Here is a 25,077-nt window from a genome sequence, read left to right as displayed (position 1 = left end):
TTTATTGAATCTTCAATAGAGAATTATTCAATGGTAAAGATAATTTTTCTACTATTTAGTGCAAGATTTATACTTATTATATTCTAGAAATTAATATTATATTTCGTATATCTACCTAAACTAGGTATAATTCAACCTTTTATCTTAAAGAGCATATGAAGCTGTTGCGTGGTTTAGACTCAGTATCTGCCCTTAACGCAGGGACTGTAGCGACGATAGGAAATTTTGACGGCGTGCATTTAGGGCACCAAGCGCTATTAGCTAAGCTTAAAGCTGCGGCTCTAAAACTTAAATTGCCTTCTGTCGTTTTGTTATTTGAGCCTCAACCCGGGGAGTTTTTTTATAAAGAAAAAGCGCCAGCACGCCTTACTAACTTAAGAGAAAAAATAGAAATCTTACAAAAACTTCAAATCGATTATCTTTGTTGTCTTAAGTTTAATCAAAGGTTAGCTAATATGTTAGCTACTAATTTTGCTCAAACTTATTTTTTTTCTTTACTACATGCTAAATATCTTATAGTTGGTGAGGATTTTCGTTTTGGGCAGGGCAGGCAAGGTGATATTAATTTACTAGCTAGTATGGCTAAAAAATCTGATTGTGTTATTGATATTTTCGCTAATTATGTTTTAGATGGGCAACGTATAAGTTCAACAAAAATTAGAAATTTACTGTCTCAAAACCAGTTAACAGATGCACAAAAAATGTTAGGTAGGCCATATAGTTTATGTGGTAGGGTTATTGAGGGACAAAAGCGAGGGCGTGAGTGGGGTATTCCTACAGCGAACCTAAATTTAAAACGTCTAAATTTACCCTTCACTGGTGTTTTTTGTGTTCAAGTCCAAGATGAAAGTGGCCAAGTCTTAAATGGTATTGCTAATTTAGGATGTAGGCCAACTGTTGACGGTAAACACAATGTATTAGAAGTACATTTATTTAATTTTAATGGTAATTTATATGGCAAAATGCTAAAAGTTATTTTTTTACATAAATTACGTGATGAAGCTAAATTTTCTTCTGTTGAAAAATTAGTTCAGCAAATACACTATGATATTAAAGAGGCGAAGTGTTATTTTAATGATTTATTTGTTTAATTATATAGACTTCTTTCTAAGCTGGCAGGGATGAGACAAAGTCATCCAACAAAAGGACTAAAAAAGCGTAGCGTACATGAAATACATGAGCATCCTCTATCTACATGGGGACAAGCTTTGAAGACTTTCTGGCTGAGATTGGTTATCAATAACAGTTTGCAAAGAGGTCTATATAATATTATTTAATTTTATATAATCGAGTAGTTATAGAATGGCAGAGTATAAAGATACCCTTAATTTACCCCATACAGTTTTTCCCATGAAGGCTAATCTTGCTCAACGTGAGCCGCAGTTTTTAGAAACATGGTATACAACCAATGTTTATAACAAGATTAGACAAGCCCGAGCAAATGGCAAGCGCTTTATTTTGCATGATGGCCCACCTTATGCTAATGGTCATCTGCACTGCGGTCATGCTTTAAATAAAATTTTAAAAGATATTATTGTTAAATCAAAAACATTAAGTGGCTTTGATGCGCCTTTTGTGCCCGGATGGGATTGCCACGGTTTGCCTATTGAATTAAATGTAGAGAAAAAGATAGGTAAAGCTGGGGTAAAAGTAGATGCTAAAGAATTTCGAATTAAGTGTCGCCAGTATGCTGAAAGTCAGATTAATATACAAAGAGAAGAATTTAAACGATTAGGTGTTTTTGGTGATTGGAATGAACCTTATGCAACCTACAATTATGACTATGAAGCAAATATAATTCGTGCATTAGGTAAAATTATTGAAAATGGTCATTTGCAGCAAGGTTTTAAACCAGTTCATTGGTGCATTGATTGTGGTTCAGCGCTTGCTGAAGCTGAAGTTGATTATGAAGATAAGACATCATCCTCTATTGATGTTGCATTTTATGCTAATGACCCGAATGAATTTATTAGTTTATTTGGACAAACTTTACCAATTAAACCCGTTATAGTTCCTATATGGACTACAACACCTTGGACATTACCAGCAAATGAAGCTGTAACATTAAATCCTAAGTTAAATTACAGTTTAGTTGATAGCGGCGAATCTTACTTTTTAATTGTGGAAGATTTAGTTGAACAAGTAATGAGTCGTTATGGATTTTTAAATTATCAATCTTGTGACAATCTTCCAGGTGAAAGTTTTACTCACTTAAAATTACAACACCCTTTTTATGAACGATTAGTTCCTATTATCACGGGTGAACATGTTACAACTGATTCAGGTACAGGTTGTGTCCATACCGCGCCTGCTCATGGTGTTGACGACTATACAGTAGGGAAAGCCTTTAATTTACCTTTAGTCAATCCTGTAATGGGTAATGGCTGTTATACAGGGGATGTGCAGTACTTTGGTGGAATGTCTGTTTTAAAATCAAATGAACCAATAATTGAATTACTTAGTGAAAGAAATAGGCTCCTTCATAAAACACAAATCAATCATAGTTATCCTCATTGCTGGCGCCATAAAACACCGATGATTTTTCTAGCCACACCGCAGTGGTTTATCTCCATGGATCAAAATGGCTTAAGACAACATATTTTAAAGGAAATAGATAAAGTTAACTGGGTTCCTGAATGGGGTAAACCACGTATTACTAATATGGTTGAGCACAGGCCTGATTGGTGTATATCACGCCAAAGAGCATGGGGAACACCTATTCCTTTATTTGTTCATAAAGCAACACGGCAGCTACATCCCAATACTTTAATATTGCTAGAAGAGGTGGCTAAACGGGTCGAGAAAGAGGGTATCGAAGCTTGGTTCGCTTTAAACACTGAAGAGCTTTTAGGTCAAGATGCTAATGATTATGATAAATTAACTGATACATTAGATGTATGGTTTGACTCAGGTATATCTCATTACAGTGTTTTGATGCAAAATCAAGCGTTAGGCTTACCCGCAGATGTTTATTTTGAAGGCTCAGATCAACACCGTGGTTGGTTTAATTCATCTTTAACAACAGCAGTTGCCATGTATGGCCATGCACCTTATAAAACTGTTTTAACCCATGGTTATACAGTTGATTCTGAAGGTAAAAAACTTTCTAAATCAAAAGGTAACTATGTTTCATTGGATAAATTAATTAACCAATACGGTGCTGACGTATTACGATTATGGGTGTCTTCGACCGATTACCGTAATGAGGTAAGTATTTCTGAAGAAATTATTAAACGAACGAGTGACGCTTACAGGCGAATTCGTAATACTGCAAGGTTTTTATTAGCTAATTTAGTCGACTTTGAACCTGAAAATCATCTCATAGAGCCTGAACAATTAGTGGCGCTTGATAGCTGGGCTATTAAGCGAACCCAACTATTACAAGAAGAGATTTTAGCGGCTTATAAACAATATAATTTTCATATTATTTATCAAAAAATTCATAATTTCTGTGCTGTAGATATGGGTAGTTTTTATCTGGATGTGATTAAAGATCGACAATATACTACACCTAAAAATAGTTTGGCACGTCGTTCCTGCCAAACAGCCATGTATCATATTATACAAGCTTTAACGCGTTGGCTTGCTCCTATCCTCTCTTTTACAGCAGAAGAAGTATGGCAGTGCATTCCTGGTCAAACAATAGAATCAGTTTTCTTAGAAACTTGGTATACAGCATGGCCCACAATTAGTAATGTCGATATGAATTTATGGCAACGTTTGCAAAATGTGCGTAATGAAGTTAATAAAGCATTAGAAGCTAAACGCCAACAAGGTATTATTGGTTCAGCCTTAGCAGCTGAAGTAACACTTTACGCATGTCAAGATTTAAAAGAACAATTAACTCAACTAGGTGAAGAGTTACGCTTTTTATTGATTACTTCTTCAGCGCTCGTTAAACCACTAAATGAGAAGCCTGCTGACATTAATATTGATACAGAATTAGATTTAGCCATTGCTGTTAAAGCGAGTGAAATGGAAAAATGTGCGCGATGTTGGCATCGATCAGATGACATTGGTTTAAATCCAGAGTATCCTGATTTATGCAACCGCTGTGTAAACAATATAACTGGAAAGGATGAGGTTAGATACTTCGCATGAAAAAATGGCCCTGGTTACTTTTAAGTCTATTAGTTATTGGTATTGATCAGCTTTCTAAGTTCTGGGCTGCAACCCAACTCCTGCCTTATCAACCTGAGCCCTTATTGCCAATGGTTAATTTCACTTTGGCTTATAATACAGGCGCTGCATTTAGCTTTTTAAGTAATGCAGGTGGTTGGCAACGTTGGTTATTCGCTATATTTAGCTTAGTAATGAGTGCTGTATTATTAATATGGCTTTTACGCACGCCAAGGCACTTAAAACTACAACTGACAGGCATAAGCTTAGTTTTAGGTGGCGCTATAGGAAATCTATACGATCGCGCAGTAGTAGGTTATGTCGTTGATTTTATTCAAGTCTATTATAAGAATTTTTATTGGCCTGTATTTAACATAGCGGATAGCGCCATTTGTATAGGCGCTTTTCTATTATTACTCGATTTAAGCAAAAATAGCTGTCGACAACGTGCTTAATTGGGTAGCCTCTGGATTTAAAATACTGACTGCATCTACTGAAGGTAGAGATAAATAATGCTCAGCCTCGTCCCACTCAACTTCCATTGGAAATAAACGTAACATTGGTAAACATCTATTTAATAACACACAAAAAGACAGCGTTGAAGGATATGGACGTACTTGATAATATCCTAAAGCCATAACTTGCATAGCTTCAGAGATGGTAGCAACCCCCGGTAAATAATTAATTGAGTAAATTGAAGCGGTTTGAGCAATAGCCGGTAAAAATCCTGGACTGGAAACAAAATGAACTCCTGCCTGATAGCAGTTTTCTAATTGTTGAGTATTAATAATATTAGCTGCCCCAATACGTAACTTAGGGAATTGTTGCAAAATTGATTTTAGTAAGGTTTCATCATGGGTATTTATTTCAACAGCGGAGAAGCCAGCTTGGGCAACTTGTTGAAGTCTATTAAAAAGTAATGCATCAACATCTAGCGTCACAATAATTGTTTGTGTGTTAAATAATTTATCAGTCATTATACTCTTCATGATCAAACGGCAATGCACTTATGGTAGAAGAGTTAGCGCTTCTTAGCAAGTATCTGAAGCAATTAGATTATCTTGATTACGATAAAAATTTTTCTTATCCTCGTTTTAAAAAATGAAGAAATTAAACTTATCTATCGTTAAGATTTAGCACCACCATTAAGCTTTATACTACCTTACAAGTTCGTTCAGCTCAGGCATGTATTTATTAGTGCATGCTTGCGCCTTACTCTCTTATACCTTCTAATAAAGCTTAGCGCGGTGCTATAGGTGAAAGCTTACATCTTTGGCGCCGTTGGAGTAGGCGTATAGATTTGTTGTCTTTGATAATCTTGTTTTCTAGTTGTTTCAATATCGTTTGTTACAGCGCGGCCAAGTATTGATTGTAATGGCACATGGGAATCACTGGGTCTTGAAGATTGCATGCGTTGTGCTTTCTTTAAATCGTGATTAGATCTACGTAATTCTGCTTCAATACTTGCTTTTGTCGCTTGTAAATGGGTAATTTGATTTTTTAACTGATTAATTTCCTGGTTAAGCGTACTTTGTCTTCCTCGCTTGCTGCTTGCGTTAATTGCTCTTTCTTGATGAAATTTATTTTCTGCTTCCTTATTTTCTTTAACAAGGCCTGGAATTACCACCAGTTCAGGCTTACGCTTAACAAATGCTGCCGCAGCTTTTTCTTTCCATTTTTCATCCTTATAATCAGTATTTTTATCAATCAGAAGAAACGTATTATTCTCTTTAATAAATTTTTGATCAGGCTTTAAAATATAAACAGCTTCGGCAAATGACCTTGTTTCATTACCATGTTCATCATAAAGCGTTTTCTTGCCCTCGTATACGTCATGCATATCTTTTAGCATCGCAAGTTGCATATGCAATTTATTATGTTCATGCATTAAGTCCATGGCCCTTTTTTCATCTGCAGGGTTTTCACTGGCAAGTAATTTATCAATTGCTAATGTCTGTTCCTTTAATTGGTTTTCAATTTTGGTTATACGGTTTGCAATATTATCTTTTATGGCTTCCGTGTTACCAGGATCGGTTGGATCTTGCAATTCAAACTGATTAACTTCATCTAGACCAGTTTCAAAAGCGGCATAGCGCTTATCAATTGTTTCTTTATACTCGTCAATTTTAAAGAGTTCTTTGTTAATTAAAGCTATTTCTGCTTCTTTGCCCGCTAAATCTTTTTGAGCTTTTTCTATAATTTCCTCAGTTAATTCTAAAGTTTCTTTTAATTCAATAGGATCTTCAGTATTAAGAAATTTGTGTATATCTTGTTCATGTTTAAGAAGTTTTTCAATTTGCTCTTGCGCATATTCACAAATTCTTTTCCAATACTCACTTTTTCTATGAGCCAGTTTATGAAGTAAATAGGCTAATATATGATGACGGCGCTCTTGCTGTTCCCTAATTTCGTGACGCATATTTTCTTCTTCATCAATTTCCTTAATGCATTCTGCTATTATCTGTTCACGTAAGGTTTCACCAGCTTTGGATTCCAAAAATTTCATGACATCTTTGGCATCCTTCAAACCACGCTGCGCTAAATCCCCCAGTTCCTCTAAGAGCTTGCTTGCTTCGCCTGAAAGAGTATTCTCATTAGAAGAGGATTCACGATCTGCACGTTCTTGTAAGGTTTTTACAAGGAAATTGTATAAAATGGTATCATTTGGCCCAGATAGTTCTTCTAATGCTATATCTGTAGATAGTCCCGCTTTATCTGTAAAAGCGTGTAAGGAATCTGCTAGAAGCTTTGTTAATTGTTTTAATTTAGTCGACATAAGCTAAACCTATTTATATTCTAATATAATTATACCTAAGTAATTGTTTCGCTGGAAGCCTTATTGTTCATTTGTAAATCATATTTTGACCTAATCTACCAGCATTTAGACACAGGGCCAGTTGGTGCACCTCCGGGGCCCGTCCCAATCCCTTTTACGCCCAAGCTATTCAAAGTTAAAGTTTGGCAACGAGTATCATTAGTTGCTTGTTGGTTCCTAGGGGTTGCTTGTAAGGTGTAAGTAGAGGGTGTTTGTGCTGTGATTGATAGAGTATACCATTGATCTGGAGATAAATTTGTTCCTCTTACATCAGTTGCATTACCCGTACCTATTGTTGCTGTTTGATAAGTATTTTGTTGTGTGTAGTATCGTTCCATACGGCTTGCCAAATCAAGTAAAGCAGCTTGTCCATCAGCACGCCTACCTCGAGTAATGTAATCTTGATAACTAGGATAAGCAATTACTGCTAGTATAGCTACAATAACAACTACTATCATCAATTCAATTAAGGTAAATCCTCTATTTAAACCTTTAACCCTTATCATGCTCAATTCCTTGCACTCTATTCAATTAAAACTCCTTAATTTAATTATACTTAATTTAGCTATCTTTAAACGTCAAATGCGAATAAGAATCACCTAAAACATTTGATAAATCAACGATACTTTCATTAAAATCAGACAAAATATATTAATAACTCTTGATTATTCTACGTTTCTTATCTCTTTTCCCTTAATATTTCTGATGCGTCGTAATTTTAAGCAGTTGTTATTTGAAATTAATATTTAAACCTAAATAGAGAGGCTTTTTTCATTTAAAGTCTCGCTTGGATTATGTTGTTGCCCTTGTTTTACAAATAACGCAGCATGATGCACTTCATTTGCTGACGAGGGCAGAGTCTCTGCTAAAAGAGGCTCAGATGGAGAGACAGTGTTTAACAAGACATTAAGAAAGCGTTGGCTATTATTCGCAGCTGTATGCTCAAGCTGGTCAATACGAATAGGGCTTTCTAGAAAATAATCGCTATTTTTATATGTTTGAAAAAGCTTTTTATCGTCCTCGGCAAAGGTCTGGTAATATAAATACTGTCGACAAATCTGAATCTTGCTTAAAAAAAACTGCTTAATAAAGCCAACTTGTTGCTCAATCCAATTACTACTATGCGTAATTAGCTGGGCAGATAAGCGAAATGCCGGGCCTATTGTTTCATCCCAAATAGAAGCTACAGCTAGAATGGCTAATCCTAAGGGATAAGCTACAAAACGGCTTAAAGGATTAAAAATAGTTAAAGATAGGCGAGTAAGAATAAAAAAGGTATCAATACAAGGTAGAAAAATAAAATTCTTACAAGTTTGAAAAAGCGGTAAGGCGATTAACCAAAAGCTATTTATTAAGAAATTTAAAAAAGGGTTTTTATGATAAGTACCGAGTGGATTAGTATAGCCATACAAAGGCATTAATCTTAAACCAGCCAAAAAATTCTGGTTCCCTGGCCGTTTAGCAAAAGCAATAAAGGCTGCTCCTATAGATTTTAATTCACCTAGCATTCCTAAAGAACGACTTAAAAAATCGGTAAGACCTCGAAAGGGAACATGCAGTAACATTGTTGCTATTTCTAGGAAAAATACCGTAGATAAAGAGAGTAATAAATCCAGTATTGCAACGCCAATTTGTTTTAAAAACAATCTAGATAATTTAGCACTTTTTTTAATGCCAGTTAAAAAACCAGGATAGCCATAGTAATGTGCTTCAATAAGTGGACTTAATATTATTTTGCCAAGTGTGGCAATACCTTTAAAAAACCATTTAATGGTACCTAATAGCCAATCATCTCCCGGATGCATGACAGTATCATAAATAGCAGCGCCACCTTTAGCTCCTAAAGCTAAATAATTAATTTCAGGATGAGGACCCATTTCTTTTTGTAAAACAGGGATGGCTTTACATAAGCCATAACCTAATCCTAAAGCTAGGGACAAGATGATAGCAATTTCAGCAGGATTATCACGTAACGCTACAACTGCTTGCATAAAAAAATCATCTAAGTTCCCAGAAACTACTATTCCTTGCCAGTAAATGACCGCTGCAGAAATAGCCTCAGAAATTGTTCCATGGCTCATCCACTTTCCAAGCTTTTGGGTAGGCTCAATACCTGCAATTAAGCCATTTAAATGAAGTTTAAGTAGTACGGCTTTTAAAGCTTCAGGTGCAATAATTGCTCCGCCGCCGTAGAGATAAGCAAGCATGGCTAATGAGCCCATCAGGGGGTTTTCTTCACTCTTACTAACAAAAAACATGGCAAAGTGACGTGCTATATTAAGAACTTTATGTAGTGGATTGGTATAGAAAGTTAAATGAGGAGCATGCTCTTCCCTAACAATAATATAATTATTATTGTTAATGTGTTCTTGGATAAATTCTTCTAATGATTGGCCATTTTTTAATAAACCATGTCCAATCATAATGTCTACAATTGATTTTAAAAAAACCGGTTTTTTTGTAGCAACTTGCTCTTCTTTACCAGCGTGCTCGCTATGAATATGTTTAACAAAATCATTGCGTAAATCTTTAAAGAACAAAGTTAAATTATTAAAAATATATTTAAAAAACCTAGGGATACTGGAAAGAAAAGCTTTAAATTGTAAATTTATTTTTTCTGGCAAAAAAAGATGTTTTTTTGATAAGTGACTTAACGTCACTAAATCTTCTCCACTAGGCATTGGGTAAAACAATTCATTTTCTTTAAAATAACGCAATGCAATCATATTATTTTTAATTCGAATAATAACTTGATTTTCGTAAGGTAAATGAACCCAATGACCATTAGCCTTTGTAGTTAAGATTTCATAAGCTTGCTCTTTTGAGTGGGTGATATAACATGGCTGGTTTAAGTGAGTAATACTATTAATTAAACTTTCTAAAGTCGAGTGACCTACTTGGTTTAAGCCCCTAAAGCGATAGTAGGGTTTAATTGTTGTCAGGGTTAAGCCATCGCTACGCGTCCAAGCTTGTTTTTCATGAATAGGTTGAGCTTTAGATAAATGATTCGCTAATTGTCTAGCTTCTTTATAAAGTTTATTAAAAAAAGCCCCAAGACGTTCAAATCGATTAGCAGGAATATTATAAAGGGAAGAGGGTAATGTAAATCCATAAAGTTCTGAAATTACCCGTAAGGTATTATTAAGTTCTTGCTCATCTTGTTTAATATGAATTTCACTGTCCCAGACAAAACAAGGTTTTTTATCCGTACTAAAGTTCTTTGCTACTTCTGTAAAATCTAATTGATCTATTCTTGAAACGGGAAAAACGCGATTAAACTGATAGTGCTGTGCTGTTTGCTTAGCTTTGTAAAGAATACTTCCTAGATAACCTTCGGATACAATAGGAGTGTTAGCAAGCAACCTGTTTTGATTTCGGCAATGCTCAATAAGCGATATTACTTGAGTGCGAAGTTTTTCTTGTCCGCTCCAATCATGATTTGACAAATTTCGCTCCTCTTTGAGTAATTCTGTCAGCGAAAGGAGGCATTGCTTAGCAAACTGATATTTTTTTTCCTGATGTAAATGACGTGGTTTTGCATAGCTGTTTGAGCGGCTTAAATAACTATTTAATTGCCTCATACATTCAGCAATTAAAGAAGCGGGTCGACCACCAGGAAGTTGTTTTAATTTTTCTGGGTCATGAGTAAACAGTAAAATTTGAGGAATTGATTTATTATGATTAGCAATAATTCGCAGGTAATCGCCATTAGGAAGACGGTAATCCATATTATAATAACCATAAATTACTGTACCTGCCTGAGCGCCATTAACAGAGCCAATAAATGTTGCTCCTACGCCATGGTTTAACGGGCGAACTTGTAAAGCTATTTCTCTAAAATTAGAGTTTAATCTTTCTTTTAAATTAGGCATTTGAGGTTTGGTTTGCATCCAGCTACTAAAGATAAATTATTAGACTTCTTTGTAAACTGCTATTGAGGGCTCATCACTCGAAAAAGGTTTTTGAAATGCTCATGTACTTTTTACATACTTAATGGCAGCTCTGTCATTCTCGCGTAGGCGGAAATGTGAAACCCTTAAGTTGACGTTATTACAGGTACAATGGGCTTTTCAGCCTTTTTCGACAAAATTTTTTGCTTCACTAGCTATTTCCAAAGAAGTCTATTCCTGTACCAATTAAAAAATGGCAAGCAAATTATTTTATGGTATAGGACAATGAAATCAAATATTTTAAATTGTAAAAAAGATTGGAAAAAAATCTATTAGGGAGATCTAATTTACCTTCTTGCAGATTAGACTAAAATCTTTTAACATGATTTGTCTTTTACCTAGGCATTAAATTCATTTAAGGGCTTTAGGTTGTGGTTGAAATTTATATGGATTTAGCTTTAAAGCATGAAGCCGCAAGGAAAAAATAGCAAATTCAACAAAATACTGACTGATTTTAAGTGGATTCATCTTCAACTTAAATCTGACCCAGCGCAGTATCAATTAGCACAACAAGCATTTAGTATTGCTGTAATCAATTTATCTTATCATCAAAATTTATTATTTGCATTTGATTCACCTAATTTATCTGACAAGCCAAGTATACTTACACCATTTTTTGCCTTAGTTAACTTATTCCTTTTATTTTTAATTTTATCTCTCTTAGCTAAAGTGGCTGTCATTATTATTAAGGAGCATAGGGGTTAATGAAGAAGTTGATCTTATTAATGTTAATTTTTTTACCCTTGATAGCTTTTACTGAGGAAATTAAAAAAGCCCAAGAACCTATTCTTTCTTCAATGGATCAAGTCAGAAATACATCGATTGAGCAAGCCAAAATTACCACGGATAAGCCTTTATCAGCCACAGGATTTTCAGCTTCCTCTAATAGTGCAGATAATGGAGATGATGTTGCTGATGATGATGAAACAAACATCTATTTAAAATCAACAACGCACATGGGTGATGTCATCAATCAGCGTTTACCGGTTTTTGGTCGCAATTTATTTGGCAGGCAGTGCGAGCAATTACATCAAGCACGTTTTTTTAATCCACGCTATCGACTTACTGTCGGCGATGAGGTCAATATACAAATTTGGGGAGCATATCAGCTATCTCAAAAAGTTATTGTTGATAGTCAAGGGAATATCTTTATTCCTGAATTGGGTCCGGTAAAAGTTGAGGGCATTGAAAATCAAAAATTAAATGATGTTATCCAGCAACATATGAAAAAGAGCTTTAAAAAAGGGGTAAATCTTTATGCTGATCTAGTTACAGCGCAACCTGTACAAGTCTATGTTGCAGGTTTTGTAAATTCTCCCGGATTGTATGACGGACTATCTTCAGACTCTGTCATCTATTTTCTGTGTTCAGCCGGAGGTATTAATTTAGATGAAGGCAGTTTTAGAGATATTGCCGTAATTCGTAATGGTAAGCGTCTTCGTCATGTTGATTTATATGATTTTCTCTTTAAGGGTAATGTTAATCCATTTCAACTACATCAAGGTGATACCATTTTAGTTAGAGCTCAAAAATATAGTATTACGGTGGCAGGGGATGTCAAAAGTCCCTATCAATACGAGCTATTAGAAAAAGAGATACCATTGTCCTCATTAATGAGGTTAGCTAATGTTGAGCCCACTGCAACTTATGTACGTATTCAGCGCAATCAAGGCATGAAGCCTACGTTTATTTATGAGCAAATTCATCAATCCAAACCCGTTAAAATCAAAGCCGGGGATAGAATTACCTTTGTTGCTGATAAAGAAGTTCGGCAAACTTTAATTACAGTAAAAGGGCAAGTTAAAGGGCCGCATCAATATGTTGTGATACAGGGTACGACATTAGCTCAATTTATAAAAACACTGCCAATTGCATCGAATGCTAATTTAGATAACTTACAATTGTTTCGAGAATCAGTGGCCAAACAGCAGAAAGAGGCACTCCACGCGAGCCTTTCACGTTTACAACGACAAACAATGACGGGCGAAACATTAACAGGTGATGATGCAAAATTGCAGGAAGCACGTTCTGAATTAATTACTAAATTTGTGCAAGAAGCAAAACAGGTGGAGACCCGAGGGCAGGTAGTTGTCGGTGAGCAAAATCATTGGGATAAAATTATTTTGCAAAATAATGATGTGATTAATATTCCAATTAAATCCTCTGTAGTGACAGTCAGTGGTGATGTTGTTAATTCTATTTCACTTACGGTTAATCCTAGGTATAGGCTCATTGATTATATTAATGCTGCTGGCGGTTTTCAAAAAACAGCTAATCAAGCAGAATTTTTATTAGTCAGACAAAGTGGCCAAGTGCAGTTGGTTAAACATAATTGGCATTCAGGTCAAGTCGATTTAAAAGGAGGCGACCAACTGATTGTTTTACCTAAACAAACTGAAAGTGGAATGAAAATGACAGGTATGATGACCTCCATCATTTATCAGCTAGCCCTGGCAGCCAAAGTAGCAATAGCTATTTAGTGCGCATAAGTATAGCGTGCTAAATGTGCAAACTAAATAGGATTTTTTAGACTTTATAAAGCAAATAGCTATGTTAATTAAAAAACTATTAAAAGGAATTAATGGCTTACCCATTATAAAATATTACGGGCAATTAATACGATTTTTGCATCGGCAAATAAAAATATATTTAATTAGTCAGTCTAATTTAATTCATAAAAAACCTAATGAACGTTATATTGAGTTGTGCCAGAGTCAGCCCAGTTATCTTTATTTACCCTGGATAGAAGCATTAACGAATAGATTGATTATTTATCTAGATAATTCCGCTACTCATTTTCAGTTAATTCCTTTGCCTATTTTTTCTAATACCAAAACCATTAAAAGTCGTAATAAAATTAATTTTTTTACAGAGCATTGTCATCATCAATTAAATGACATCTTATTCAATTGGCTAAAGCCAATTGCAGATCATGTAAAAGGTATTATTTTTACTTTCGATTATGGGTTGCTGCAACGTCAAATTATAAAAGTATGTCAGCAATTAAAAATTCAGACCATTCTTATTCCGCACGAGTCAGTATTTTTTAATCGTGATAAATATTATTTTCACCCTTTAACAAAAATTAATACACCTTTGTGTGATTATGTTTTATGTTGGGGCCAATTACAAAAAGATATTTTTACTAGTCGTGGTTATCCTGAAAAACGAATACAGGTTGTTGGTGCGCCAAAACTTGATCGCTATTATGATTATCAACCTAAATTTTCCCATAATGAATTTTGTGAGCGAGCAGCATTAAATAAGAATAAACCTATTATTTTATTTGCTGCACAAAGTTTGGATTTTCAAGTCAATCATCAAATAGCAATCCAAGCGCAGCAGATTATCATTACTCAGTTAATGAGTTATTGCCAACAAAATAATTATGAATTTATTTTACGTTGTCCTCCTACAGGATGTATCATTGGTGATAAGGGGCTTTTTAATCAAATGCAAGAAGCTAATTTTTTTATTGACTCGCCAAGCCCAGCCTACTGTTTTGATCCTGAAGAAACGATCTATCATGCAGATGTGATCGTATCTATTAATAGTACAATGTTATTTGAAGCGCTATTAATGGGTAAGCGATCTTTATCAGTGAAGTATTTTGATTTTAAGGAAGATTGGCAGCGGGCTGGTATTAAATGTGTTTTTAATGAGCAAGAGCTAAAAACAGTTTTAAATAATTGGCTGCAAGATAAACAGTTTACAAAACCCACACCTACTAAATGGGCAATTCAATCATTCTCATTAAATGGTTTTGATGGCCAGGCTACAACACGCATTAATCAGTGCCTTGAAAAAATCGTTAAACAGCCTTTAAGCCAAGTACCTCCTCCTTTTACTCGAGTTTTTTTTAATGAAGGGCCGCCAATTGATTTTATTTACTTTTCCAAAGAAGGTAGTCAATTTGATTATATTGCTAAATTATTAAATGCTAAAACTATTATCTCACCGAAAAGACAGAAGTTTATTTTTTGGGCTGAGCTACATTGCTTGCTGAAAGAAAAGCAGCGAGTTTTAGCAAGTCAAGCAACAAAATATCTGCCAAAAGTTTATCTTGAGCAAGGTATTATTCACTTTGGTAGTAAATGGACTTCTATTACTATCGACGATAAAGAAGTATATGATGCAAATAATTGCTTAGAAACCTTATTAAATAGTGATATTGAATTAACATTTCAACAAGAAAATGAAGCAATGGAGTGTATAAACAGAATAGTTTCTAATCATTTTTTTTCTGCTTTTAAAAATGCAAATAAGTCAAACGTTGTAACATTAACTAATCGACCTAAGTTCTTATTAATTGATGAATATAGAGAAGCTAAAAATAAAACTAAAGAAGCCTCTTTTAAAAAGCTTCTTGACCAAGTAGCTTTAGAATGCAAACACGGCGATATTTTAATTTATTCACCGAATAGAGGTCATAGAAAAAAAACCTATTTAAATCAAGCTAGTTTAAAGCCTTATTTAAAGCAATATAAGAATATCCATTTTGTGACGCCTGATTATGATCTCTACTTCCTTTTAACTCAGGTAGAAAAAGTCTATGTAGTCAGTTCAATCATCGGCTTTTTTGCATTAATGATTAAGAAAAAAGTATATTGTTATGGCCTGCCATTTTATGCCAATTGGGGTTTAACCATTGATGATATTCAGATACCGAAACAAAGAAAACGCACCATAGTTGAGCTATTTTATTTTGCTTGTATGCATCTAAGTCGCTATTACAGTCCTTTATTAGGGCGAAGATGTAGTTTAAATGAATATATTGATTATATTTTAGACTCCAAGGAAAATGACTCCAGACACATTTTTTAGGCGTTTAATAAAAAATAGCTATTAATATTTAAACGTTTTCTACTTATTTTGCTCCCTTTTTTAAATTTTATTAGACTTAACCCAGCACTCAATACATGCTAAAATGTTTTAAAAATAAACATGGTTGGAAGTAAATGACAAGTTATTGTGGTTATATTGCTTTAGTAGGTAGGCCGAATGTTGGTAAGTCAACACTACTTAATCATATTTTACAGTGCAAAGTTAGCATTACTTCTCGAAAGCCCCAAACAACTAGGCACAGTATTTTAGGTATTCACACTGTCGATGAGTATCAATTTGTGTATGTTGACACGCCGGGTATCCATCAGAACCAAAAAAAAGCCATTAATCGCCTCATGAATAAAACAGCAAGTAGTGTATTGCGTGATGTTGATGTGGCTGTATTTATAGTCGATGGGACGCATTGGACAGAAGAAGATGAAAAGGTCTTAAAATTAATTGCACAAGCAGAAGTTCCTTGTATTTTAGCAATTAATAAAATAGATAAAATTGCAGATAAAGGGCAGTTATTACCTTGGATAGAGAAAATAAGTCAATATCATTCGTTTGCTGCTATCATTCCTTTATCTGCAAAAACAGGTGCTCAGGTTGAAGAATTGCAAAAGTGCCTTAAAGATTTTCTGCCGGAGGGGCCGCATTTATTTGCTGATGATCAGTTTACTGATCGTTCTACTCGCTTTTTATGTGCAGAATTGATTCGCGAAAAGGTATTTCGCCTTTGCGGACAAGAAATTCCTTATTCAACCACTGTTGAAATTGAATCTTTCAAAGAAGAAGAAAAATTAGTACGTATTCATGCTTTAATTATGTTGGATAAAGCTAATCACAAGCCTATTATTATCGGTGAAAAAGGTCAGAAACTTAAAGACATTGCTACAGCGGCACGATTGGATATTGAAAAATTATTAGGTAAAAAGGTATTTCTCCAATGCTGGTGTAAAATAAAGTCTGGTTGGTCTGACAATGAGCGTTTCTTAAAACAATTAGGTTATGACTAATATTCCTCTTTATGCCTGGTTGCTTCATAAGCAACCCCTAGGTGATACAAGTCTTAAAGCTACATTTTATTCTTGCGAGCAAGGGATAATTTCTTGTGTTTATAAAGGCGGCCGCTTACCCAATAAGCAAACTCTTCTCCAACCTTTTATACCTTTATGGTTATCAGTTACTCAGCAACCAAGATCGCGCTGGAATTATATCAACCAGCTAGAGAATACCGCTGCACCTTTAATATTGAAAGGGAGCGCATTGTTTGCAGGGCTTTACATTAATGAACTTATCTTTTATCTATTAAATAATGCTGAGTCTCAACCAACTTTTTATGAGAATTATGAATATACTTTGCAAATCCTGGCCACGCGTCATGAGCGATTAGAAATCGAAGCAACCCTACGCCGTTTTGAATATCGTTTATTAGAAGTTTGCGGTTATGCTTTTTCTTATGAACATGAAGCTTATTCATTTGAATTAATTGATGTAAAAAAACAATATACTTTCGTTGCAGGACAAGGTTTTGTTCTGGCTAAGGAAGGGCTGTTAGGCAAGGATATAATAGCGCTTGGTAACGGGCAGTTAAATGATCCTCATCAGTTAAAAATGGCAAAATATATTATGCGTCAAGCTATTAATCATGCTTTAGACGGCCGTAGATTAATCTCAAGAAGCTTATTTAAAGTAGGCGCAAAGTAGTTGGTAAGAATAATATTGCTATGCCCGCCATTAGTACGTGGATAAGTTTACAAAAGAATAAGTAGCCTGGGTGCAGGCCCATAGGGCCGAAACCCGAATTTCACTTCGTTTTACCCAGGCTACAAATATTTATAACTACTGGGCACTTCTATGTATACAGTACCCATTACCCGCTCTACGTCCTGCGGCTTGTCCGCAGGATCCAGTGATATAGCTGATTCCTAGATTCCGCGAACAAGTCGCGGGATCTAGGAAAGAGATACGCTAGCCTCGCTAATTATAACCGTAGCTTGAGTGAAATATAGCCTAAAGCAACTGTGTTGAATTAAAATTCAAGATAGGTGCTACCTATTAATTTCACAGAAAAACGTAGCTTATTTACGCTAATTAGTTTCATAATATAATTTGTTGTTTTTAGTAGTGAGTGAAGTATGAAAGAAATTTTATTAGGCGTTAATATTGATCATATTGCAACAGTAAGGCAAGCACGCGGCACGCGCTATCCTGATCCTGTGCAAGCAGCTATTGAAGCGGAAGAAGCAGGTGCTGATGGTATTACCTTGCATATGCGTGAAGATTTACGTCATATTCAAGCGCGTGATGTACAATTAATTAAACAGGTGTTGCAGACAAGAATGAATTTAGAATTAGCAGTGACTGATGCTATGCTAGATTTTGCTGAAGAAATTTTGCCTGAGCATTCTTGTTTCGTACCTGAAAAACGCGCCGAGCTTACGACCGAAGGCGGTTTAGATGTTAGAAATAATTTTGATTTAGTAACTCGTGCTGTCAAGCGTATGCAACGTTTAGGTAGTGAGGTATCTTTATTTATTGATCCAGATACAAAACAAATTGATGCAGCCGCTGAAACAGGTGCGCCCGTTATTGAGATTCACACAGGTGCTTATGCAGATGCTGCAACGCCTGAACTACAGAAAGAAGAATTGGCTAGAATTAAAGAGGCGGCTAAATATGCAGCAAAACTTGGTTTAATTGTTAATGCAGGACATGGTTTAAATTATCAGAATGTTAAACCTATTGCTGCAATTGCCGAATTACATGAATTAAATATTGGCCATGCCATTATTGCCCGAGCGCTTTTTACTGGTTTAAAGGATGCAGTAAGGCATATGCGCCAGCTAATGGTGGAAGCTAGAAATTATGTCAATGAATGACGCAATTATTATTCGTTTAACTGGCGATTCAGGTGACGGTGTACAACTTTTAGGTGAGCAGTTAACTATAACTGCTGCCTTAACTGGACGTGATGTACGAACCTTACCTGATTTTCCCGCCGAAATTAGAGCACCAGCCGGTACTGTCTCTGGTGTTTCTGGTTTTCAGCTTGCAATGGCTGAGGAAGCTATTTTTACTGCTGGTGAGGAACTCGATGTTTTAGTTGCTTTAAATCCTGCCGCTTTAAAAAATTCAATTTCCTACTTGTCTCAAGGTGGATTATTAATTATTAATGAAGATAGCTTTCAGGAAAAAGATTGGCAAAAAGCCGGGCTTACCGATAGTTTTTTAGAAGAGAAGAAAGCTCTTTATCAAGTCATTAGTTTACCTTTAATAAGTCATACCTTAAATGCCTTACAAGAACTTGATATAAGTCATGCTCAAGCTAAAAAAGCAAAAAATTTTTACATACTGGGTTTGGTTTTATGGTTATTTGATTTGCCAACAGACAATTGCCTTTCCTTTATTAAGAAAAAATTTAAAACAAATCCTTTAATGGCTAAAGCAAATGAATTAACTTTGCTTGCTGGTTATAATTATGCCATGACGCTTGAATTAAGTCGTCAGCATTTTATGCTTGGCCAGGTAAGCCGAGAACAAGGTGAATATAGACAAATAACCGGTGTTGAGGCAATTAGCCTTGCGGTCGCGACGCTTGCTGTAAAAACCAAAACACCCTTACTTGTAGCAGGATATCCAATTACTCCCTCCTCAGCTATTTTACATGAATGCGCTAAATTAGTTGATTATGGTGTGCAATTATTGCAAGCCGAAGATGAAATTGCAGCGATGGGTGCCTGCCTGGGTGCTGCATTTGGCGGTTGTTTAGCAATGACATGTACATCAGGTCCTGGCCTTGACTTAAAAAGTGAAAGCTTAGGGCTTGCTGTTGTTACTGAACTTCCGGTTGTACTCATTGATGTACAAAGGGCAGGCGCTTCTACCGGGTTACCTACTAAGATGGGACAAAGTGATTTAAGGCAGGCTTTGTATGGTCGTCACGGTGAAGCGCCACTGCCGGTGATTGCAGCTCGCTCGCCGGCTGATTGTTTTGCTACTATTCTTGAAGCATTTAAAATAGCGGTGTCTTATATGACGCCTGTTATTGTATTATTAGATGCTTATTTAGCTAATGCAGCTGAGCCTTGGAAAATCCCGTCTGTAGAATCGATTGAAGTTCCTAATCTACAATTTAATCGATTTGCTAAACCTTATGCGCGAGACGAATATTTTGTGCGGAGTTGGAATATACCCGGTAGTCCTGGCTATATTCATCAAATAGGCGGGCTTGAGAAAGAGGGTGAGGAAGGTAAAGTCAGTTACGATCCTGATAATCACCAAAAAATGATTAATTTACGAGCACAAAAAATAGCAGGCATTGCTCGAGAATATACGGCATTAACCATAGAAGGTGATGAACAAGCTAGCACATTATTAATTGGGTGGGGCAGTACATATGGAAGTTTAAAATCTACTGTTAAGCAGGCGAGAGAGGATGGATTACCTTTAGCTTTATTACATCTGCGTCATTTAAACCCGTTACCTAATGAATTAGGTAATCTACTTGCTCGTTATAAAAAAGTCTTTGTTGTGGAATTAAATTCAGGGCAATTATGCCAGATTATTCGTGCAGAGTATTTAGTTGATGCATACTCAATTAGTCAGTCTAATGGGCAGCCTTTTACGGTAAGTACATTGCTGAAAGCCATTAAAATGGAACTTAATTATGAACAACAATTACAAACGTGAGGATTTTACAAATAAGGCTGAAGTACGATGGTGTCCTGGCTGTGGTGATTACGCCATTTTAGCAGCATTGCAAAAATTATTACCTGAATTGGATTTGCCACCAGAACAGCATGTCTTTATTTCAGGCATTGGTTGTGCAGGTCGTCTACCTTATTATATGAACGCTTATGGTTTTCATACTATTCACGGTCGCGCTCCCGCTGTGGCAACTGGCTTAAAAGCCATGCGAGAAGATTTAACAGTGTGGATTATTACCGGTGATGGTGATGCCCTTAGTATTGGCGGTAATCACTTAATTCATTGCCTAAGAAGAAACGTTAACGTCAATATTTTATTGTTTAACAATCAAGTTTATGGCTTGACTAAAGGTCAATTTTCACCAACATCACAAAAAGGACAAATTACTAAAACCTCACCTTCTGGAGTTAGTAATGAGCCAATCAATCCTATTTTATTAGCGCTAGCGGCTGGCGCTAGCTTCGTAGCTCGAGCTGTTGATAAAGATCCCAATCATTTAATTTCTATCTTAAAGCAAGCTCATGCTCATCCAGGATGTTCTTTTGTAGAAATTTATCAAGATTGTAATATCTTTAATCATGGTGCTTTTGATAGTTTTGCAGTTAAAACGAATCGTGCTGAAAAAACAGTGCTTCTTTCTGAAGGTAAGCCTTTAGTATTCGGTGCTAATGAGCAGTGGGCTCTTACTCCTACTGAAGATAAAATGCATATTGTTGATTATAAACCTAATGAAGTAGAAGAGATCTATACTCATCAAACTCATAGCTTTATTAATGCTATTCGTTTAGCTCAACTTAATTATCCAGATTTTCCTGTTCCTTTAGGTGTTTACTATCAAAAGCCACGTGATGTATTTAATTTGGCTCGTCCAATTTTAAAAAAGGAAGCAGATTTAGAAAAATTATTTAAAGAAAAAGCAAATTGGCAACAAGCTTAATGAGAAAAAATTGAGGTAAAGTTTACTTTGGCGGAGAGACAGGGATTCGAACCCTGGGAAGGTTGCCCTTCAACGGTTTTCAAGACCGCCGCATTCGACCGCTCTGCCACCTCTCCACCGCGAATACTATAACAACCACTAAACCTTTGCAAATAATTTTTTAAATTAATTAGTTACTTTTACTATTTTGTTAAATCTTAATTTAAGTTTTAATAAGGTTTTGTAATTGTTAGAGGATGCGTATAATAGACCTCTTGCCAAACTCTACTGCAAAGGCCAATTGCCGGGCTGTGGTTTAACCCGACACATGATTCTCTGTAGCGAGCTTGGAAAAAGGTCTAATGGCTTTTCTCTAAATTAGAATGCATTAACTACAGGTATTTTTATGAAACGTATTTTAGCATTGACTCTTACTCTGATAATTCTGTTACTAACTTCATGTGTATCATGGTGGGGAAATGAAGTCGATGATAATGGGCCTTATAAAGGGATGACTGCCAAACAAATTTTTGATCAATCACAAGAAGCAATAGCCAAAAAAGAATATAGTGCTGCAGTTAAACGTCTTGAAGCATTAGAAACCATGTATCCTTTCAGTGAATATGCTGAAAAAGCTCAATTAGATTTAATCCACGCTTATTATCAAAAAGAAGATTATCCTTCAGCTGCTGCAACGGCCGAACGCTTTATTCATCTTTATCCACGCGCTAAAAATGTAGATTATGCTTATTACATGAAAGCACTGGCTAACTTTCAGCAAAATAGAGGTACTTTTGCTAATATTTTACCTCTGGATGAATCATGGCGTGAGCCTGGAACACAAGCGCAAGCCTATGCAGACTTTGCTGTGTTAGTTCAGCGTTTTCCAGAAAGTAAATATAAAAATAATGCATTGCAACGCATGATTTATTTAAGAAACATGTTTGCTCAACGTGAATTAAATACAGCAAATTATTATTTTGAACGTAACCGATATGTTGCAGCTGCAGAACGAGCCAGTTTTTTAATTAAAAATTATCCCCAAGCGCCAAGCGTTCAGCCAGCATTGATTATTCTTTATCGAGCTAATAAAGCTTTAGGATTGCATAAAGCTGCAGACGATGCATTACAAGTCTATCAAGCAACCTATCATTCATTACCTACTGGGATAACTAGTTAATGATTATCAATTGTGAAAAATTTTAATAAAGGATTATTTTATTTTTTTCTTTTCTGGATGACATTGCCTGTATTAGCAATGTCATTCAAAGATGCGCAATTATTACGTAAGGATTACTTACTTTATCAAGCCTGGTCTGTTAGCCGTAACTATTATTTTGGTACAACGGTAAAGCAAGACAGAGTGTATGCTCTTGCATGGCACCATATTTATACTTCTTTATTGCCTAAAACTTATCCCCAAAAAGAAAATTTATTAAATTTTTATCGCAATGGATTAGGCGCTAAAGAGCTACAACGCGCTTCTGAAATCGCTGGAAATCTGATAAAGAAATATAATCTTAATCCACCCCTATCAGAAATTGAATTAGCGCAAACCTATCAACTAAGAGAAGAAAATAATCATTGGTCTAGTTTAGAATTAATTCTTCCGTCTAGAGAAGATGGGTCCCATTTCAAACAATGGATATTATGGTTAGCTCATTATTATGATCAAAGTACTGCTGAGCAATTGGATAAGTACGCTTATCGTTTATTCATCAATCATCAGCTGCCCATGGTTTATGGCCAACTTAATGTTAAAGGGCCAGAATTACCACAGATGGCTGCAACTGATGTAAAAATTTTTCCGCATGGTTTCTTCGTCGGCCACCCTAGTAAACAAGAGCTTAAATTTAGTTTATCAGGTTATCAAACAGCGCGAATTAAACTAAATAATAAGTTAGTACAGCCCATACCAATGATAAATTTAGAACAATTACCTCACAATAAGCAAACAGGAATCATTGGTAGAGTATCACCTTGGTCTGGTTTAACAACTGGCAATATTATATTGATAGCTGAAACTGCATTAGCAAATCATCAAGATGAACCATGGTTACAACCACATGTCCCATTAACAATAACTGAAAATGGTGAGTTTTATGCTACTGGTTTAGTAGCAGGCCGCTATTTGCTTTATATTAATACTGCTGGTCTTAGTACAAAAATCAAGGTAACACTAAAAGAAGGTGAAACACGAGGTTTATCTTTAATAAAATTAAAAAAAGCTAGTTAATACTTTATTTAGCCAAATTAATTTTTAAAATAAATGAAAATTAGGTTATTAAATAAATTAAGGTCGAGTGGATCAATTTAAATATTGGTTTAGTTTGCAAGATAGATACACGCCTATGCAGGCAGGTACTAATGTTATTTTAATGCTTTATGAATTTCAGGCTCATCTTCATTACATAAAACGGTTTGTTTTATTTTTTAATTTTCCAATTTTTACAAAGATAAGGTTTAATTTAATATGTTACTTCGTATTGAAACACACCGTACGATTTTAAGTTTAATGACAGAAGATGACTTAGAACAAGTCGCTTCACTCAATCTAGATCCAGAAGTTAGAAAATTTTTTCCTGATGGAATTCAAACTAAGGAGCAAACTGCGAAAAGAATTAACGAATTTATATCTTTTTACAAAAAATATCGTCTCCCTTGCTTTGTTATTTTAGATAAAGAATCTGGTGAGTTTTTAGGTCGGTGTGGCTTTGGCTCTATAGCAACAGGAGAAATAGAAGTAGGCTACTTAATTGTGAGGAAGTTTTGGGGTAAGGGTTATGCTACTGAAGTGTTAAATGCGTTGCTTAACTGGGGTAAAGATAATATTAATACTAATTACATTATTGCATTTGCTCCCTTAAAGCATAGAGCATCACAGAGAGTCATGGAAAAATGTAATATGAAATATTATAAAAAGGGAATAGGGCATGGCGTAGCTTGTAGATTTTATAGAATTAAAAATGATTAAACCTTATAGCTTTAATTATTTATTCTGCTAAAGACATGAAAGCGTCGATTACTTAAAAAAAGCTACCTAAGATTTTTTAAATTGATGTTGCCAAAATTGATATAGACGCTCAATATCTGCTGAGCATAATAATTTCATTGCTTTTGCTAATATATCCTCAGGCCAATCCCACCATTGTATTTTTAGCAATAATTTTATTTGGTCATCTGTAAACCGTTTGCGGATTGGCTTAGCAGGATTGCCGGCAACAATAGTGTAGGGCTCAACATTTTTAGTCACAAGGGCTCGTGCCCCAATAACCGCACCGTGGCCAATCTTAATGCCTGGCATAATCATTGCCTCTGCACCAATCCAGACATCGTGCCCAATTTCAGTATCACCTGCGCTTTGAAAGCCATCTATTGCATCTTTGGTATAATCATCGCCTGTATAATAAAAAGGAAAAGAACTTATCCATTCCATCCTATGGCCCTGATTGCCAGCCATAACAAAAGAAACACCTGTGCCTATTGAGCAGAAACTACCGATAATTAATTTATCAACATCCTCGCGATCAGGTAACAGATAGCGCGCGCAATCGTCAAAAGAATGACCGTGATAATAACCGGAATAATAACTATGGCGACCAACTACAATATTAGGATTGGTGACCTGTTCTGATAAAGGTATACCTTTAAACGGATTTTCAAAATAATTGTATCGACTCATAGAGTTCACTATTAATTATTGCAAAATTCATTAAACATAACTTTGATTAAGTTGGCAA

19 protein-coding genes and 1 tRNA gene are annotated in these 25,077 nt (G+C 35.4%); 14 read left to right on the top strand and 6 right to left on the bottom strand.

Annotated features, from left to right (window positions below):
• Nucleotides 1-155 precede the first annotated feature (155 nt).
• The 3 genes from ribF to lspA all read left to right on the top strand — a co-directional run bounded on the left by ribF (nucleotide 156) and on the right by lspA (nucleotide 4,574).
• A complete protein-coding gene (gene ribF, locus DYH30_RS09775) occupies nucleotides 156-1,091 on the top strand; it encodes a bifunctional riboflavin kinase/FAD synthetase (RefSeq protein WP_115331485.1) in 936 nt (311 codons plus the stop codon).
• 211 nt (nucleotides 1,092-1,302) lie between these two features.
• Complete coding sequence (gene ileS, locus DYH30_RS09770) at nucleotides 1,303-4,101, top strand: isoleucine--tRNA ligase (protein ID WP_115331484.1); 2,799 nt, start codon at nucleotides 1,303-1,305, stop codon at nucleotides 4,099-4,101.
• On the top strand, nucleotides 4,098-4,574 hold the full coding sequence (gene lspA / locus DYH30_RS09765) for a signal peptidase II (RefSeq protein WP_115331483.1): 477 nt from the start codon (nucleotides 4,098-4,100) through the stop codon (nucleotides 4,572-4,574). The genes ileS and lspA overlap by 4 nt, the downstream gene beginning before the upstream one ends.
• Here lspA and DYH30_RS09760 read toward each other — a convergent pair.
• The 4 genes from DYH30_RS09760 to DYH30_RS09745 all read right to left on the bottom strand — a co-directional run bounded on the left by DYH30_RS09760 (nucleotide 4,542) and on the right by DYH30_RS09745 (nucleotide 10,824).
• A complete protein-coding gene (locus DYH30_RS09760) occupies nucleotides 4,542-5,099 on the bottom strand; it encodes a beta/alpha barrel domain-containing protein (protein ID WP_115332547.1) in 558 nt (185 codons plus the stop codon). The two genes, lspA and DYH30_RS09760, sit on opposite strands and share 33 nt — an antisense overlap.
• 284 nt (nucleotides 5,100-5,383) lie before the next feature.
• Nucleotides 5,384-6,895, bottom strand: coding sequence for a hypothetical protein (locus tag DYH30_RS09755; protein ID WP_115331482.1), 1,512 nt, complete (start codon nucleotides 6,893-6,895; stop codon nucleotides 5,384-5,386).
• Between the two features lie 95 nt (nucleotides 6,896-6,990).
• Nucleotides 6,991-7,440: a type IV pilin protein gene (locus tag DYH30_RS09750; RefSeq protein ID WP_115331481.1), complete on the bottom strand. Its 450-nt coding sequence runs from the start codon at nucleotides 7,438-7,440 to the stop codon at nucleotides 6,991-6,993.
• Between the two features lie 246 nt (nucleotides 7,441-7,686).
• On the bottom strand, nucleotides 7,687-10,824 hold the full coding sequence (locus DYH30_RS09745) for a hypothetical protein (RefSeq protein ID WP_115331480.1): 3,138 nt from the start codon (nucleotides 10,822-10,824) through the stop codon (nucleotides 7,687-7,689).
• A gap of 465 nt (nucleotides 10,825-11,289) precedes the next feature.
• Here DYH30_RS09745 and DYH30_RS09740 point away from each other — a divergent pair, with 465 nt between their 5' ends.
• The 8 genes from DYH30_RS09740 to DYH30_RS09705 all read left to right on the top strand — a co-directional run bounded on the left by DYH30_RS09740 (nucleotide 11,290) and on the right by DYH30_RS09705 (nucleotide 21,358).
• Nucleotides 11,290-11,589 carry a hypothetical protein gene (locus DYH30_RS09740; RefSeq protein WP_115331479.1) on the top strand — a complete coding sequence of 100 codons (300 nt, stop codon included), beginning with the start codon at nucleotides 11,290-11,292 and terminating at the stop codon, nucleotides 11,587-11,589.
• Complete coding sequence (locus DYH30_RS09735; RefSeq protein ID WP_115331478.1) at nucleotides 11,589-13,364, top strand: polysaccharide biosynthesis/export family protein; 1,776 nt, start codon at nucleotides 11,589-11,591, stop codon at nucleotides 13,362-13,364. Before DYH30_RS09740 ends, DYH30_RS09735 begins: the two co-directional genes overlap by 1 nt.
• Before the next feature lie 70 nt (nucleotides 13,365-13,434).
• On the top strand, nucleotides 13,435-15,708 hold the full coding sequence (locus tag DYH30_RS09730) for a capsular polysaccharide export protein, LipB/KpsS family (protein WP_115331477.1): 2,274 nt from the start codon (nucleotides 13,435-13,437) through the stop codon (nucleotides 15,706-15,708).
• A 134-nt stretch (nucleotides 15,709-15,842) separates the two neighbouring features.
• Nucleotides 15,843-16,727 (top strand): GTPase Era, encoded by an 885-nt coding sequence (gene era, locus DYH30_RS09725; RefSeq protein ID WP_115331476.1) that lies wholly within the window; start codon nucleotides 15,843-15,845, stop codon nucleotides 16,725-16,727.
• Entirely contained in the window at nucleotides 16,720-17,418 is a 699-nt protein-coding gene (gene recO, locus DYH30_RS09720) for a DNA repair protein RecO (protein ID WP_115331475.1), read from the top strand. The genes era and recO overlap by 8 nt, the downstream gene beginning before the upstream one ends.
• Nucleotides 17,419-17,849: 431 nt before the next feature.
• On the top strand, nucleotides 17,850-18,593 hold the full coding sequence (gene pdxJ / locus DYH30_RS09715; RefSeq protein WP_115331474.1) for a pyridoxine 5'-phosphate synthase: 744 nt from the start codon (nucleotides 17,850-17,852) through the stop codon (nucleotides 18,591-18,593).
• On the top strand, nucleotides 18,580-20,403 hold the full coding sequence (locus DYH30_RS09710) for a 2-oxoacid:acceptor oxidoreductase subunit alpha (protein ID WP_115331473.1): 1,824 nt from the start codon (nucleotides 18,580-18,582) through the stop codon (nucleotides 20,401-20,403). Before pdxJ ends, DYH30_RS09710 begins: the two co-directional genes overlap by 14 nt.
• The gene (locus tag DYH30_RS09705; protein WP_115331472.1) at nucleotides 20,381-21,358 is read left to right on the top strand and encodes a 2-oxoacid:ferredoxin oxidoreductase subunit beta; all 978 of its coding nucleotides are present in this window, start codon (nucleotides 20,381-20,383) and stop codon (nucleotides 21,356-21,358) included. The genes DYH30_RS09710 and DYH30_RS09705 overlap by 23 nt, the downstream gene beginning before the upstream one ends.
• Before the next feature lie 28 nt (nucleotides 21,359-21,386).
• Here the strand turns inward: DYH30_RS09705 and DYH30_RS09700 are convergent.
• A tRNA-Ser gene (locus DYH30_RS09700) sits at nucleotides 21,387-21,474 on the bottom strand.
• Nucleotides 21,475-21,743: 269 nt separating this feature from the next.
• Here DYH30_RS09700 and DYH30_RS09695 point away from each other — a divergent pair.
• The 3 genes from DYH30_RS09695 to DYH30_RS09685 all read left to right on the top strand — a co-directional run bounded on the left by DYH30_RS09695 (nucleotide 21,744) and on the right by DYH30_RS09685 (nucleotide 24,311).
• A complete protein-coding gene (locus DYH30_RS09695) occupies nucleotides 21,744-22,517 on the top strand; it encodes an outer membrane protein assembly factor BamD (protein WP_115331471.1) in 774 nt (257 codons plus the stop codon).
• 12 nt (nucleotides 22,518-22,529) lie between these two features.
• A complete protein-coding gene (locus DYH30_RS09690) occupies nucleotides 22,530-23,573 on the top strand; it encodes a hypothetical protein (RefSeq protein ID WP_131740621.1) in 1,044 nt (347 codons plus the stop codon).
• A 237-nt stretch (nucleotides 23,574-23,810) separates the two neighbouring features.
• Nucleotides 23,811-24,311 (top strand): GNAT family N-acetyltransferase, encoded by a 501-nt coding sequence (locus DYH30_RS09685; RefSeq protein WP_115331469.1) that lies wholly within the window; start codon nucleotides 23,811-23,813, stop codon nucleotides 24,309-24,311.
• Between the two features lie 66 nt (nucleotides 24,312-24,377).
• Here the strand turns inward: DYH30_RS09685 and catB are convergent, their stop codons facing one another.
• Nucleotides 24,378-25,019: a type B chloramphenicol O-acetyltransferase gene (gene catB, locus DYH30_RS09680; protein ID WP_115331468.1), complete on the bottom strand. Its 642-nt coding sequence runs from the start codon at nucleotides 25,017-25,019 to the stop codon at nucleotides 24,378-24,380.
• Nucleotides 25,020-25,077 lie beyond the last annotated feature (58 nt).

The sequence above is a fragment of the Legionella busanensis genome (genome assembly GCF_900461525.1).
Taxonomy (GTDB): domain Bacteria; phylum Pseudomonadota; class Gammaproteobacteria; order Legionellales; family Legionellaceae; genus Legionella_C; species Legionella_C busanensis.
Note: the sequence above shows the minus strand (reverse complement) of the source record. Positions and strands in the feature narration are given on the sequence as shown.